At 67.5% G+C, this 13,527-nt stretch carries 10 protein-coding genes; 6 read left to right on the forward strand and 4 right to left on the reverse strand.

What is annotated here, in order from left to right; all coding sequences use genetic code 11:
* Nucleotides 1-271 precede the first annotated feature (271 nt).
* The 3 genes from lpxC (at nucleotide 272) to recN (ending at nucleotide 4,051) form a co-directional block, all read left to right on the forward strand.
* Entirely contained in the window at nucleotides 272-1,219 is a 948-nt protein-coding gene (gene lpxC / locus AC1DEZ_RS06415; protein WP_476779086.1) for a UDP-3-O-acyl-N-acetylglucosamine deacetylase, read from the forward strand.
* 167 nt (nucleotides 1,220-1,386) lie between these two features.
* Nucleotides 1,387-2,310 carry an outer membrane protein assembly factor BamD gene (locus AC1DEZ_RS06420; protein WP_441513828.1) on the forward strand — a complete coding sequence of 308 codons (924 nt, stop codon included), beginning with the start codon at nucleotides 1,387-1,389 and terminating at the stop codon, nucleotides 2,308-2,310.
* Nucleotides 2,311-2,371: 61 nt separating this feature from the next.
* Nucleotides 2,372-4,051 carry a DNA repair protein RecN gene (gene recN / locus AC1DEZ_RS06425; protein ID WP_476779087.1) on the forward strand — a complete coding sequence of 560 codons (1,680 nt, stop codon included), beginning with the start codon at nucleotides 2,372-2,374 and terminating at the stop codon, nucleotides 4,049-4,051.
* A gap of 6 nt (nucleotides 4,052-4,057) precedes the next feature.
* On the opposite strand, the gene aidB is transcribed toward recN, so the two are convergent.
* Nucleotides 4,058-4,876 carry an AidB family quorum-quenching N-acyl homoserine lactonase gene (gene aidB, locus AC1DEZ_RS06430; RefSeq protein ID WP_476779088.1) on the reverse strand — a complete coding sequence of 273 codons (819 nt, stop codon included), beginning with the start codon at nucleotides 4,874-4,876 and terminating at the stop codon, nucleotides 4,058-4,060.
* Nucleotides 4,877-5,236: 360 nt separating this feature from the next.
* On the opposite strand from aidB, the gene AC1DEZ_RS06435 reads away from it, so the two are divergent.
* Nucleotides 5,237-7,261 (forward strand): DEAD/DEAH box helicase, encoded by a 2,025-nt coding sequence (locus tag AC1DEZ_RS06435; protein ID WP_476779089.1) that lies wholly within the window; start codon nucleotides 5,237-5,239, stop codon nucleotides 7,259-7,261.
* 244 nt (nucleotides 7,262-7,505) lie between these two features.
* Here the strand turns inward: AC1DEZ_RS06435 and AC1DEZ_RS06440 are convergent, their stop codons facing one another.
* On the reverse strand, nucleotides 7,506-8,297 hold the full coding sequence (locus tag AC1DEZ_RS06440) for a DUF2189 domain-containing protein (RefSeq protein ID WP_476779090.1): 792 nt from the start codon (nucleotides 8,295-8,297) through the stop codon (nucleotides 7,506-7,508).
* Nucleotides 8,298-8,579: 282 nt separating this feature from the next.
* Here AC1DEZ_RS06440 and ligA point away from each other — a divergent pair, with 282 nt between their 5' ends.
* Complete coding sequence (gene ligA / locus AC1DEZ_RS06445; protein ID WP_476779091.1) at nucleotides 8,580-10,748, forward strand: NAD-dependent DNA ligase LigA; 2,169 nt, start codon at nucleotides 8,580-8,582, stop codon at nucleotides 10,746-10,748.
* Between the two features lie 18 nt (nucleotides 10,749-10,766).
* Here the strand turns inward: ligA and AC1DEZ_RS06450 are convergent, their stop codons facing one another.
* Nucleotides 10,767-11,030 carry a hypothetical protein gene (locus tag AC1DEZ_RS06450; protein WP_476779092.1) on the reverse strand — a complete coding sequence of 88 codons (264 nt, stop codon included), beginning with the start codon at nucleotides 11,028-11,030 and terminating at the stop codon, nucleotides 10,767-10,769.
* A 119-nt stretch (nucleotides 11,031-11,149) separates the two neighbouring features.
* Nucleotides 11,150-12,124 carry an AraC family transcriptional regulator gene (locus AC1DEZ_RS06455; protein WP_476779093.1) on the reverse strand — a complete coding sequence of 325 codons (975 nt, stop codon included), beginning with the start codon at nucleotides 12,122-12,124 and terminating at the stop codon, nucleotides 11,150-11,152.
* A 95-nt stretch (nucleotides 12,125-12,219) separates the two neighbouring features.
* Between AC1DEZ_RS06455 and AC1DEZ_RS06460 the strand changes: the two genes are divergently transcribed.
* A complete protein-coding gene (locus AC1DEZ_RS06460; protein WP_476779094.1) occupies nucleotides 12,220-13,464 on the forward strand; it encodes an MFS transporter in 1,245 nt (414 codons plus the stop codon).
* Nucleotides 13,465-13,527: the final 63 nt, after the last annotated feature.

Raw genomic sequence — 13,527 nt, forward strand, 5'->3', positions numbered from 1 at the left:
AATCCCGCCGCGGCCTTCCGCGGCGGGATTTTCCTTGTTAGAAAATCGTTATCTTTCAGCGTGTTATATACGCCTGTCCGCGGGCTTTCGGTTGTAACACAGCGAAAGAAAGCGTGATTTTGAGAGGTTGCTCGAAAAGCTTATGTTGCAGCTGCATCAAGAGGATAGCGCGTTAGGTCTGACCTGACGTCAACCTCGGAAGACATCGTCGGCGGCGGCCCCTGCCTTAAGCAGGTTCGGTGCAGTTCGATGATCAGGATTGGATAGCGGAATGAGCTTCGATCGGCAGACCACTTTGCGGGCAGCAGTGACCCTGACCGGAATCGGCGTGCATTCCGGAGCCCCCGCGAGCATCTGCCTGAAGCCTTCCAGCGCGAATTCTGGCGTCGTCTTCCTGCGGACCGGCATCGAGGGCATGCCGCCCCAGCTCATCCACGCCAAGCACACCAAGGTCAGCGCCACCGAGCTGTGCACCGTGATCGGCGATCGCGGCCCGGCCTCGGTCTCGACGATCGAGCATCTGATGTCGGCCTGCGCCGGCCTCGGCCTCGACAACGTCCTGATCGAGATCGACGGTCCGGAAATGCCGATCATGGACGGCAGCGCCACCGCCTTCGTCACCGCGATCCAGACGACCGGGACGGTCGCTCTCACCGCGCCACGCCGCTACCTCAAGGTTCTCCAGCCGGTGCGGATCGAGAGCGGCCGCGCCTTCGCCGAGCTGATGCCGGCCGAGCAGGGCTTCCGCCTCGATGTCGAAATCGATTTCGACAGCGCCGTGATCGGCCGCCAGCGCAAGATTTTCGATCTCGACGCCGAGACCTATGCCCGCGAGATCTCGAAGGCCCGCACCTTCGGCTTCATGCGCGATGTCGAGCAGCTCTGGAAGGCCGGCTTCGCGCAGGGCGCCTCGCTCGAGAACACCGTGGCGATCGGCGAGGACAAGGTCATCAACCCCGAGGGGCTGCGCTACAGCGACGAATTCGTGCGCCACAAGGTGCTCGACGCGATCGGCGATCTCGCGCTTGCCGGCTATCCGATCATTGGCGAGTTCCGCTCCTATTGCGGCGGCCATCGCATGAATGTCCGCATTCTCGAGGCGCTCTTCGCCGACCGCGCCAATTTCGCGATCATCGAGGCCCAGCCGGTTTTCGCCACACCGCGCGCCGTGCAGATGGCCGCAGCCGCACCGGCTGCCTACGCGCCAGATCTGCACTGAAAAGTCGCAGGCCGGCGCTTTTCGCCTTTCCTTCGCCGGGTTTTTGTCCCAGATGCCGCAGGGTGGCGGAATCGTGCCCTGACCGGTTTTCGGCAGTGGCGCGGTGGAAGCGTCTGAGGTAAGGCATGCTTCCCGCCAGCAGGGACGATCGAAAGAGGACGGACGACGTGAGCGTGACGCGGCATAGCCTTCCGGCAATCCATCGCGGCCAGTATCCGCGCAAGGGCATCGCCCTGGCGCTGGGGGCCGCCATGCTGCTCGGCGGCTGCGATACGCTGTCGTCACTCAATCCCTTCGACAAGCCCGAGGTCTACAAGCCGGACCTCACGCCGCCCGAGCCCGCCGACAAGCTCTACAACGAAGGCCTCGCACGCCTGCAGAACGGCGACAGCGAAGGCGCGACCAAGAAGTTCGAGGGTATCGACAAGGCGGCGCCGTTCTCGCCCTACGCCCGCAAGGGCCTGCTGATGACGGCCTACACCAATTTCCAGGCCTCGAAGTGGGAGGAGGCGATCACCGCCTCCAAGCGCTTCATCGCCCAGAACCCGGCCAGCCCCGATGCTGCCTATGCGCAGTACATCATGGCGATGTCGTATTATAACCAAATCCCGGACACGACGCGCGACCAGGAGCGGACGGTTCAGGCGATCCAGGCTTTCGAACAGCTCATCGCCAATTATCCGAAGTCGGAATACGTGCTGGACGCCAAGGAGAAGCTCCTGGTGGCGCGCGACCAGCTCGCCGGCAAGGAGATGAATGCGGGGCGCTACTATCTCGAGAAGCGCAACTACACCGGCGCGGTGAACCGCTTCCGCGAGGTGATCATCAAGTATCAGACGACGCGCCATGTCGAGGAGGCGCTGATGCGCCTGACCGAGGCCTATATGGCGATGGGCATCACCAACGAGGCTCAGACCGCCGCCGCCGTGCTCGGTCACAACTTCCCGGACAGCCCCTGGTACAAGGACGCCTACAAGCTGCTGCAGAGCGGCGGCCTGGAACCGCGGGAGGATCGCGGCTCCTATATCAGCCGCGCCTTCGACGGCTTCCAGCGCACGGTCGGCGGCCTCCTCGGGTTCGGCGGTCGCTGACGAGGCCGGCATGACGGGCCTCGGGCGACCCTGCCGGCACCGCAGACCGAGCTGAGCATCGATGCTGGCGCAGCTCTCCATTCGTGACATCGTTCTGATCGACCGGCTCGATCTCGGCTTCCGCGAGGGCTTGAGCGTCCTCACGGGCGAGACCGGCGCCGGCAAATCCATTCTGCTCGACGGCTTCGCGCTGGCGCTCGGTGGGCGGGGCGACGGTTCGCTCGTCCGCCACGGCGAGGCGCAGGGGCAGGTCAGTGCCGTTTTCGATTTGCCGCTCGACCACGCCGCGCGCAAGCTGGCCCATGCCCAGGAAATCGATACCGACGGCGACCTGATCCTCCGCCGGGTGCAATATGCCGACGGGCGCACGCGCGCCTTCATCAACGACCAGCCGGTTTCGGTGCAGATCCTGCGCATGGTTGGCGCAGCGATCGTCGAGATCCACGGCCAGCATGATGACCGTGCGCTGACCGATCCGGCTCAGCACCGCGCTATTCTCGACGGCTTCGGTGGATTGGAGAGGCAGGCGGAAGCCGTCGCCGAAGCCAGCGACACGCTGAAGCGGGCGCGGCAGGCGCTGCAGTCCCAGCGCATGCGCGTCGAAGCCGCACGCAAGGAAGCCGATTTCCTGCGCCATGCCGTCGAGGAGCTCGGCAAGCTCGCGCCGCAACCGGGCGAGGAAGATGCGCTCGCCGCCACGCGCCAGTCGATGATGCAGGCCGAGAAGGTCGCGCGCGACCTGATCGATGCGCATGAGGCTGTCGGCGGCCAGGCATCGCCGGTCGCGACGCTCGCCGCAGTACTGCGCCGGCTGGAGCGCCGGGCCGGGCAGGCACCCGAGCTGGTCGATCCGTCGATCGCCGCGCTAAACACGGCCATCGTTGCGCTGGAGGAGGCGGGGGAGACGCTGTCTGCCGCGATGCGCGCTGCCGAATACGATCCGCGCGAGCAGGAGCGCATCGAGGAACGGCTCTTCGCGTTGCGCGCGGCGGGACGCAAATACGACGTGCCGGTCGATGGCCTGCCAGTCCTGGCCGCCACGATGGCGAGCGATCTCGCGGCGCTCGACGAGAGCGAATCGTCACTGGCGCGGCTGGAGGCCGATCTGAACGAGGCGGAAGGTGCTTTCGTCGCGCGGGCGCAGGCCTTGTCGGAGGCGCGCAAGGCCGCTGCGGCACGGCTCGATGCCGCCGTGAAGGCCGAGTTGCCGCCGCTCAAGCTCGAGCGGGCGCGCTTCATCACCCGGGTCGAGAGCGACGAGGCCGCGCGCGGGCCGGAGGGCTTCGACCGAGTCGAGTTCTGGGTCGAGACCAATCCGGGCACACGGCCTGGGCCGATGATGAAGGTTGCCTCGGGCGGCGAGCTCTCGCGCTTCATGCTGGCGCTGAAGGTGGTGCTGGCGGAGCGCGGCTCGGCCCCGACGCTGGTCTTCGATGAGATCGACACGGGCGTCGGCGGCGCTGTCGCCGATGCGATAGGCGAGCGGCTGGCACGGCTCGCGGGCCAAGTGCAGGTGATCTCGGTCACGCATGCGCCGCAGGTCGCGGCCAAGGCCGGGCAGCATTTCCTGATCGCCAAATCGGCGGAGGGCGAAGCCGCGCGCACCGTGACGCGCGTCACGGCGCTGGCCGAGCAGTCCCGGCGCGAGGAGATCGCGCGGATGCTGGCCGGCGCCTCGATCACCGAGGAGGCGCGAGCCGCGGCCGGACGCCTGCTGCAGGCGGCCGGACTGCGCGGCTGACGGCGATCAGGCCGGGATCAGCTCGTAGCCCGCGCCCTTTTTGACAACGCGCCGGAAGCCCTCGACATGGCCGCCCGAGACGAGCCAGCCTTCGCGCTCGGCGCGCTCCAAGATGACGCGGCGGGAGGCGAGCGCGGTCGCTGCGTCGAAATCATAGACAAAGCCGATCTCGGGGTCCGAAGCCTGCAGGTCGGAAAGGTGGAGCGCGTCTCCCCAGAGCAGCAGGCTCTCACCCTGGCCCTCGATCAGATAGCCGCTGTGGCCGAAGGTATGGCCGGGAAGGGCGATGAGCGCGATGCCGGGATGCGCCGCGCCGGTCACGCCGCGGATGCGGCCCGAGTAATGTCTCTTCAGCGCCGCGGCGATCGCGAAGCCGCCCTGCTTCTTCTCCGGGGTGCGACCGCGATTGGCCTCGTCGCCGAAGAAGCCGAAATCCGCCTCGGGCAGGATGATCTCTGCGTTTGGGAAACGGGCGCGATCGCCATCGAAAAGGCCGAGAGCATGGTCGCCGTGCAGGTGGGTGATCAGGACGCGCGCGACCTGTTCGGGTGCGATCCCGCGAGCGACCATGGCGGCAGGCGCGTGGCCCATCGCCTCGCCCCAGGAGGGGCCGGTGCCGGCATCGACCAGGGTGATGCCGTCGGCGCCCTTCAAGGCGAAGCAATTGACGACGATGCTGACTTTCGGCTTGCCCCAGCGCGCGACCGCCGCGTCGCGGGCAGCCGCGCCGCCGGCATGGATGAGGACGTCGAGCGGGGCCTCGAAGACGCCGTCATGCAGGATCGAAACCTCATAGGCGCCGATGCGGCGGGACTGCTGGACCATGGCTGTTCTCCGCTGCGGCATCTTGCACGTTCGCTGAAGCCCGGAAGCTAGTGGGCCCGCTGCCATGCCGGCAAGGCCAATCCGGCCCGGCTCAGTCCTGCGCGGGGCGCGGGAATGCCGCATTTCCTTTTGTGTCGCTTTGCTTTATGAGCTGCTGTCATCCGATGGTGCAGCTGCCCGTTAGATCGCCATGCGTCCTGCCGGACGCCCCTGGGGGCGACCTAATTATTTGTTTTGGCATCGGATTTTCTGAGAAGTGAGACCCACTTTTCGGTCCGATTACCGAATGCCGCCTGAACCCATCGCCACGCTTCGCGCCGTTAATTCATTTTACGCCGCAAACCTCTAGGCCCTTATCGCATGTCCTTTTCCCTCACGAGCCCGCCGCTCGCGCGCGCGCTTGCCGAACGCAACTATTCCGAACCGACGCCGGTGCAGAGCGCTGTGCTCGAAGACGCCGCCGCTGGGCGCGACCTGCTGGTCTCGTCGCAGACCGGCTCCGGCAAGACCATCGCGTATGGGCTCGCGATCGGCGAGACGCTGCTGGGCGGTGCGGAGCGCCTCGGCCCTGCCGCCGAGCCTCTCGCGCTGATCATCGCCCCGACGCGTGAGCTTGCCTTGCAGGTGCAGCGCGAACTCGCCTGGCTCTATGCCCAGACGGGAGCGCGGGTGATTTCCTGCGTCGGCGGAATGGATCCGCGCCGCGAGGCGATGCTGCTCGATGAGGGCGCCCATATCGTCGTCGGCACGCCCGGCCGCCTGCGTGATCATATCGAGCGCCGCCGCCTCGACGTCTCCGCGCTCAAGGCGGTCGTGCTCGACGAGGCGGACGAGATGCTCGACCTCGGCTTCCGCGACGATCTCGAATACATCCTGAAGACGACCCCCGAGGGGCGGCGCAGCCTGCTGTTCTCGGCCACTTTCCCGAAGGCCATCGTCCAGCTTGCGCAGAGCTACCAGCGCGACGCGCTGCGCATCGAGGTGGAAGCGACTCGTCGCGGACATGCCGATATCGCCTACAAGGCCGTGCGCGTTTTCCCGAAGGAAGCCGAGCTCGCGGTCGTCAACCTGCTGCGCTTCCATAATGCGCCGGTGGCGCTGGTCTTCTGCAACACCCGCAATGCGGTGCGCCATCTCGAGGCGATCCTGCTGGAGCGCGGCTTCACCTCGGTCGCGCTCTCGGGCGAGCTTGGCCAGAACGAACGCAACGCCGCGCTGCAGGCACTGCGGGACGGCCGGGCGCGGGTCTGCGTCGCGACCGATGTCGCGGCACGCGGCATCGACCTGCCCGGGCTCGACCTCGTCATCCACGCCGAATTGCCCAATGATTCCGAGGTGATGCAGCACCGTTCGGGCCGCACGGGCCGCGCCGGCAACAAGGGCACGAGCGTCCTGCTCGTGCCGCAGTCACGCCGGCGCAAGGCCGAGCGCCTGCTGATGGAAGGCAAGATCGAGGCCGAATGGATCGCCCCGCCGACGCCGGAGGAGATCCGCACGCTCGATCAGGAGCGCCTGCTGGCCGATCCGATGCTCAGCGGCGAGACCGGCGAGGACGATGCCGGGATGATCGAGGCGCTGATGGCTGGCCGCGAGGCGCGCGACATCGCTGCGGCGCTGGTCAGGCTGTACCGGGCAAGGCTGCCGGCGGCGGAAGAGGTGGGCGATCCCGGCTTTGGCCGCGACGAGCGCCGGCCGGTCCGCGCGAATGAGGATTATGCCGCCAAGCGCCGGCCCTTCGGAGCCGGGCGCGATGAGGGCGAGGATGGCGAGCGGCCGCGCAAGCCGGCAGGGCCGCGCGGGGATACCGTGTGGTTCCGGCTCGACATCGGCCGCAAGCAGGGCGCCGATCCGCGCCAGCTGCTGCCGATGCTGTGCCGCCGCGGCCGGATCACGCGCGACGAGGTCGGCGCAATCCGCATCTTCGACCGCGAGACCAAGGTCGAGATCGATGCCGAGGTGGCCGAGCGCTTCTACGAATCCGTGCGCATCCCGGATCGCGACAAGATCGTGATCGAGATGGCGGAAGCGGACGAGCGGCGTCCGGCGAAATCCTTCGCCGACAAGGCCGAGCGCCCGGCCGCGCCGCGAGCGTTCCGCGACCGGCCCGAGACAGGCGCCGACAGGCCGCAGCGCAAGCCGTTCCCGTCCAGGGACGGCGAGCATCGCGCACCTCATGGGGATGATCGCAAGCCCTATCGCACCGAAGGCGCGCCGCAGCGGAGCGATGATCGTCCCCGCCGCGAGGACGGCAAGCCCGGCGGTGGCTTCAAGAAGCCGTTCGCCGCGAAGGGGAAGCCTTTCGCCGGCAAGCCTGGGCAGGATGGCGGACGCCCCGCCGGCGGCGGCAAGCCGTTCGGAAAAGGTAAGCCGCCGCGCCGCGGCTAAGCATCGTTACCCGGCTGCTGTCGGTCACTCGCGTGCTCTCCCGCCTCAACGCAGGCCGAGGAAGGAGAGAATGGCGAGGACAACGACCACGAGGCCGACGAGATAAATGATGTTGTTCATGAAAAACCCCCTGACTGAATGGAGCCGTCAGGCTCGATCTGGCAGGGGGTGAACCCCATTTGGGGGCGAAAAGTTCCCGCATCGGCAGGAGCGAGCGGCCGTGGCGCGCTCGATCCCAGTCCTGTCAGCCCACCACCTTGCGGTAGAGGTGCCAGGTGGCATGGCCTAGAACCGGCATGACCACGACCAGGCCGACCAGCACCGGCAGGCAACCGAGCACCAGAAGCCCGGTCACGATCAGGCCCCAATACATCATCACGCGCGGATTGGCCTCGACGGCGGCGATCGAGGTGCGGATCGCGGTCGGGGCATCGACGTGCCGGTCGATGATCAGCGGGAACGACACCACAGAGATCGCGAAGGCGGCGATCGCGAAGAGCAGCCCGAGCGAGTTGCCGATAATGATCATGATCCAGCCATCGGCCGTGGTGAAGACGGCGCGCAGGAAGTCGGCGGTCGAGACGTCGGCCGGCAGGCCAAGGATGCCGCGATAGAGGAACCAGGCGCTAAAAAGCCAGGCGAGGAAGAGCCCGGTCAGCATGGCGCCCAGCAGAACGGTCTGTCCGATCGAGGGCGAGCGCAGCAGCTCGAACACATGGCTCCAGGACGAGTCGAGGCCCTTCTCGCGGCGGCGGCTCACCTCATAGAGGCCGATCGCGGCGAAGGGGCCGATCAGCGCGAAGCCGCTGAGCAGCGGGAAAAGCAGGGGGAAGATGTTGTAGCTGACGGTGAGCTGCGCCAGCAGGATGCCGGCGATGGGATAGATCACGGCGATGAAGACGAGATGGCTCGGCTGCGCCATGAAATCCTCCCAGCCGCGTCGCAGCGCTTCGCGCAGGTCCATCGTGGTGATGGTCTTGATGCGTGGCTGCGAGAGCGTGACGATGTCATGAACGGTGCCGTCGACATTGGCCATGGCGAGCCTCCCGGTTCCGGCCCGGTTCACCACGGCGGTCGACTTGTCCTTGGCGTCAACGGCCGATGGCGTCGAGCTTCCAAATTCCAGCCCCCAAACTATACGCGCGAAAGCCGGATTTGTCGCAAGCCCTCTCGCTGATGTGAGGAATGGACACCTGAACCCCATCCTGAGGAGCTGCCGATAGCGCTCTCCGACAGGATGGGGGCGAGGAGCTTCATCGGGTTGAGCGATCCGGCTGCTGCCCTTCCTCGTCACGACCTTCTCGCCTAATGCTGTGCCATGAGCGACGCCAACGACACCGCCTTTTCCGAAACGCCCGTTGCCGAGCTGACGCCGCGCAAGGCGAAGGCCGAGCACAAGCAGCTCGCCGCGCAGGTGCAGGCCGCCAACGACGCCTATTTCCAGGACGATCAGCCGATCATGGATGACGCGGCCTATGACGCGAAGCGTCGGCGGCTGGTCGCGCTCGAAGAGGCCTTTCCCGAGCTGAAGGAAACCGGCGGCGTCAGCGGCAAGGTCGGAGCCAAGCCGTCGGGCAAATTCGCCAAGATCCGGCACCGCGTGCCGATGCTCTCGCTCGACAACGCGTTCTCCGATGAGGCCGTCGCCGAGTTCGCGGGCCGGGTCTATCGCTTCCTCGGTCGCAAGGAGGAGGAAGGTGGCATCGCCTTCACGGCCGAGCCCAAGATCGACGGGCTGTCGCTCTCGCTGCGCTACGAGAAGGGCGTGCTCGTCTCAGCCGCGACGCGCGGCGACGGCGAGGAAGGCGAGGACGTTACCGTCAACGCCCGCACCATCTCCGAAATCCCAGGGACGCTCGCCGGGCCGGACGTGCCGGAGATCGCCGAGGTGCGCGGCGAGGTGTATCTCGGCCATGCCGATTTCGCTGCTATCAACGACCGCCAGCGTGAGAAGGGACTGACCGAATTCGCCAATCCACGCAACGCTGCGGCGGGCTCGCTGCGCCAGCTCGACGCGACGATCACAGCATCCCGTCCGTTGCGCTTCTTCGCCTATGCCTGGGGCGATATGCCGGTGCTGCCGGCACCGACGCAGATGGGCGTGGTCGAGGCGTTCAAGCGCTGGGGCTTCCGCACCAACCCGCTGATGAAGCGCTGCGAGAGCGTCGAGGAGCTGATCGCGCAGTACCGGCTGATCGAGAGCCAGCGCGCCACGCTCGGCTACGACATCGACGGCGTGGTCTACAAGGTCGACGATCTTGCGCTGCAGGCAAGGCTCGGATTTGTCTCGCGGGCGCCGCGCTGGGCGATCGCGCATAAATTCCCGGCCGAGCTGGCGACGACCGTTCTCGAAGCGATCGACATTCAGGTGGGGCGCACGGGCGCGCTCTCGCCGGTGGCGCGGCTGAAGCCGGTGACGGTCGGCGGCGTCGTGGTGACCAATGCGACGCTGCACAATGAGGACTACATCCGCGGCTTCGACTCCAAGGGGCTGCCGATCCGCGACGGCACCGATATCCGCATCGGCGACACGGTGACGGTGAAGCGGGCGGGCGACGTCATCCCGCGTGTCGAGGCGGTCGATCTCGCGAAGCGGCCAGCGGACGCGAAGCCCTATGAATTCCCGACGCTCTGCCCGGCCTGCGGCAGCCATGCGACGCGGGAGCTCAATCCGCGCACCGGCAAGGAGGATGCGGTGCGTCGCTGCACCGGCGGCCTGATCTGTCCGGCGCAGTCGGTCGAGCGTCTCAAGCACTTCGTCTCGCGCGATGCGATGGATATCGACGGGCTCGGCGACAAGCAGATCGAGTTCTTCCACAGCGATCCCGAGCTTCCGGTGAAGGAGCCGGCCGACATCTTCACACTGGCTGAGCGCGATGCGGCCAACCTCAAGAAGCTCAAGGACAAGGAGGGCTTCGGCGCCGTCAGCGCCAAGAAGCTGTTCGATGCGATCGAAGACCGGCGCCGGCCGCCGCTCAACCGCTTCATCTTCGGGCTCGGCATCCGCCATATCGGCGAGACGACGGCGCGGCTGCTGGCGCGGCATTACGGCTCGTTCGAGGCACTGCGCGCGGCGGGTATCGCCGCTGCCGACGAAGCCTCGCCCGAGCGGCAGGAGCTCGACGCCATCGACAGCGTCGGGCCCACCGTGGTCGAGGCGCTGATCGAATTCTTCGGCGAGCCGCATAACGAGCAGTTGCTCGACCGGCTGCTCGCCCAGGTCACGCCGCAGCCGCTGGAAGCGATGGCCTCGGCGAGCCCTGTCGCCGGCAAGATCGTGGTCTTCACCGGCGCGCTGGAACGGATGACCCGCGACGAGGCCAAGGCGATGGCCGAGCGGCTCGGCGCGAAGGTTGCGGGCTCGGTCTCGTCGAAGACGGATTTGCTGGTCGCCGGGCCGGGGGCGGGCTCCAAGCTGAAGGATGCCGCCAAGCACGGCGTCGAGGTGATCGACGAGGCCGGCTGGTTCGATCTGGTCGGCGGATGAGCTGCCGCTACGCCGCGATCAGTGGCGATGAGCGTGCGTTCTGGCACGCGGCACCGCGGTCCGCTGGGGAATGCCGACGACACCCTTGACGCCGCCGACCACGCCGCCGGTGACGCCGCCGACGACGGCTCCGGCCGCGCCGCCGATCGGTCCGGCTGCCTCATTGCCGACCCTGGCGCCTTGAGCGGCGCCGCGCGGTATTCCCTGAGCGTTCGCAACCGTTGCAAGGCTGAAGATCGCTAGCGCCGCAGCGCAGCTAAGAGCGAGAGATTGGATGGTCATGATCGTGATCCCGTTCGCATGGACCGCTGCGCCGGCCTTCCAGCGCCCGGCTGTTCGACATGCAACCGGCGCTCCGGGGCTTTGTTCCGGCACGCCTTTCCCCCGCGGAAATGCTCTGGCTACTCCGCAGCCCCTGCTGATGGCGTGAACATCGCCGCAGGCGGTGCCTCACCTGCCGCGCGCACCTGACCCGGCGCCATGCCGGTGATGCGCTTGAAGGCGCGGCTGAACGAGGCCTCCGACTCGTAGCCGAGGCGCTGCGCCACCACCGCGATCCGCAGCTTGTCGCGGGCGAGCCATTGCCGGGCCTGATGCATCCGGACCTGCGCGACATAGCGGGCCGGGGTCTCGCCGACGACCTCGGCGAAGCGCTCGGCGAAACCGGAACGGGAAGCGCCCATCAGCTCCGCCAGGCTTTCGACGGTCCAGGCGGTCTCGGGATGGGCGTGGACGGCCGCGAGCACCTTGCCGATCTGCGGGCAGCGCGCTGCCGCGACCCAGCCCTTGGCGGCACCACAGCCGCGCTCGACCCAGGAACGGATGATCGCGGCGGCCAGCACGTCGGCGAGACGCGCGAGGATGCTGCCGGCGCCGACCCGGTCCATCGCGACCTCCTGGCCCATTGCCGCCAGCAGATGCGGAATGCCAGGTTCGTTGGCGATGAAATCGCTCATCCGCATCATATCCGGCATCAGCCGCAGCAGCGGGTGGTCGAGATCGACATTGAAGGTCATGCGCCCGGTGAAGACGAGCATATGCTCGCCAGTGCCACCGCCCTCGACGTCGAAGACATTGCCATAGGCTTCGCGCACCCGGCAATCGCAGGGAGGCGATGCGATGACGTCCGGCGCGCTCGCCAGCACATGGCCGCCGCCGCGGGGCAGGAGCACGGCGTCGCCGTCGCGGAGCTCCAGCCACTCGCCAGCGGGCGTCCTCAGCCAGCAACTGCCGCGCGAGATGAAATGGAAACACGCTTCGCGGCTCTGCGGGAAGGCGACGCCCCACGGAGTAGCCATCTGGCAGCGGCTGTAATCGACGCCGTCGAGCCTCAGTCCCCGGAGCATTTCGGTCAGGTGGTCTGCCGAAGCTGTCATCGCAATCCTGGACGAACGGTCATGAGATACGGATTATATAGCATGGAAACTCCACGAGGCCACGCCCATCTTCCGGCCTCCTCATGGAGATACCCATGTCAGATTCTCTTTCTGCCACAGCACTCGACCTCGATGATTCCGCCGAGGACGCGCGCGAAAGACCAGCCTGGGCGGCGGTGGTCTCGTTGACTTTCGGCGTCTTCGGCCTCGTCACGGCCGAATTCCTGCCCGCCAGCCTGTTGACCCCGATGGCCGCCGATATCGGCGTTTCCGTCGGCGCCGCCGGACAGGCCGTGACCGCCACAGCGGTGGTCGGCGCCGTTGCCGGCCTCGCCGCCGCCATCGTGACGCGCGGCATCGATCGGCGCCTCGTCATCTGGTCGCTGACCAGCCTGCTGATCGTCTCGAGCGCGCTCGCCGCCGTCGCGACCAATCTGCCGACGCTGCTCTTCGCCCGCGTCCTGCTCGGCATCGGGCTCGGAGCCTTCTGGTCGATGGTGGCGGCGACCGCGATGCGGCTCGTGCCGCCGAGCGCCTTGCCCAAGGCGATGTCGCTGATCTTCACCGGCGTCTCAATCGCCACGGTCAGCGCGGCGCCGATCGGCGCCTATGTCGGCAACCTGATGGGCTGGCGCGTCGTGTTCTGGCTCTCGGCTCTCATCGGCGTCGCGACGCTGGTGATCCAGATGGCGGTGCTGCCGCGCCTGCCGGCGCGCGGCGCGCCCGATATCCGCACGCTGCTGCGCCTGCTCGGCCAGCCGAGCATCGCACTGGTGCTGGCGGGGATCGCCGTCGTGATCTCCGGGCATTTTGCCGGCTTTACCTATGTCCGCCCGTTCCTGGAGCAGATTCCGAAGCTGTCGGTCGAGGCGATCTCGCTCGTCCTGCTGGCCTACGGCGTCGGCGGCTTCTTCGGAAACTTCGTCGGCGGGGCGATCACGGCGCGCAGCGCCAAGGCGTCGGTGATCTTCGGCGCGCTGACGATCGCGCTGATGGGGGTGAGTCTGCTGCTGGTCGGTGGATCGCCGATCGCCTCGGCCATCGCCGTCGGGCTCTGGGGCTTCGCCTTCGGCGCGCTGCCGGTCGGCTTCCAGACCTGGATGGTGCGCGTGGCGCCGGAAGACGAGCAGGAGTCGGCCGGGGGCCTGATCGTCGCCGCCTTCCAGGTCGCGATCGCGAGCGGGGCCATCTTCGGCGGCCTGCTCGTCGACGGCTTCGGGACGCTGGGCGTGATCGCCTACGCCACCGTCGCGACGCTGGTCGGCGGGCTCGGCGTATTTCTGCTCGGTTCGAAGAGCCCGGAACGGGCCGGCGCGGCCGGTGCGGCTCACGCGATCTGACGCCATTCCGAAATGACCGGGCATATCGGGCGCGTGATGCGCCCGATCACTTTTCTTCAAGAC

The sequence above is a fragment of the Allobosea sp. 10L422 genome (assembly GCF_056395345.1).

Coding starts and splice junctions, on each gene's coding strand:
- AC1DEZ_RS06450 (WP_476779092.1), bottom strand. CDS start 11,030: ATGACCATCCAATCTCTCGCTCTTAGCTGCGCTGCGGCGCTAGCGATC.
- AC1DEZ_RS06440 (WP_476779090.1), bottom strand. CDS start 8,297: ATGGCCAATGTCGACGGCACCGTTCATGACATCGTCACGCTCTCGCAG.
- ligA (WP_476779091.1), top strand. CDS start 8,580: ATGAGCGACGCCAACGACACCGCCTTTTCCGAAACGCCCGTTGCCGAG.
- lpxC (WP_476779086.1), top strand. CDS start 272: ATGAGCTTCGATCGGCAGACCACTTTGCGGGCAGCAGTGACCCTGACC.
- AC1DEZ_RS06460 (WP_476779094.1), top strand. CDS start 12,220: ATGTCAGATTCTCTTTCTGCCACAGCACTCGACCTCGATGATTCCGCC.
- AC1DEZ_RS06435 (WP_476779089.1), top strand. CDS start 5,237: ATGTCCTTTTCCCTCACGAGCCCGCCGCTCGCGCGCGCGCTTGCCGAA.
- aidB (WP_476779088.1), bottom strand. CDS start 4,876: ATGGTCCAGCAGTCCCGCCGCATCGGCGCCTATGAGGTTTCGATCCTG.
- AC1DEZ_RS06455 (WP_476779093.1), bottom strand. CDS start 12,124: ATGACAGCTTCGGCAGACCACCTGACCGAAATGCTCCGGGGACTGAGG.
- recN (WP_476779087.1), top strand. CDS start 2,372: ATGCTGGCGCAGCTCTCCATTCGTGACATCGTTCTGATCGACCGGCTC.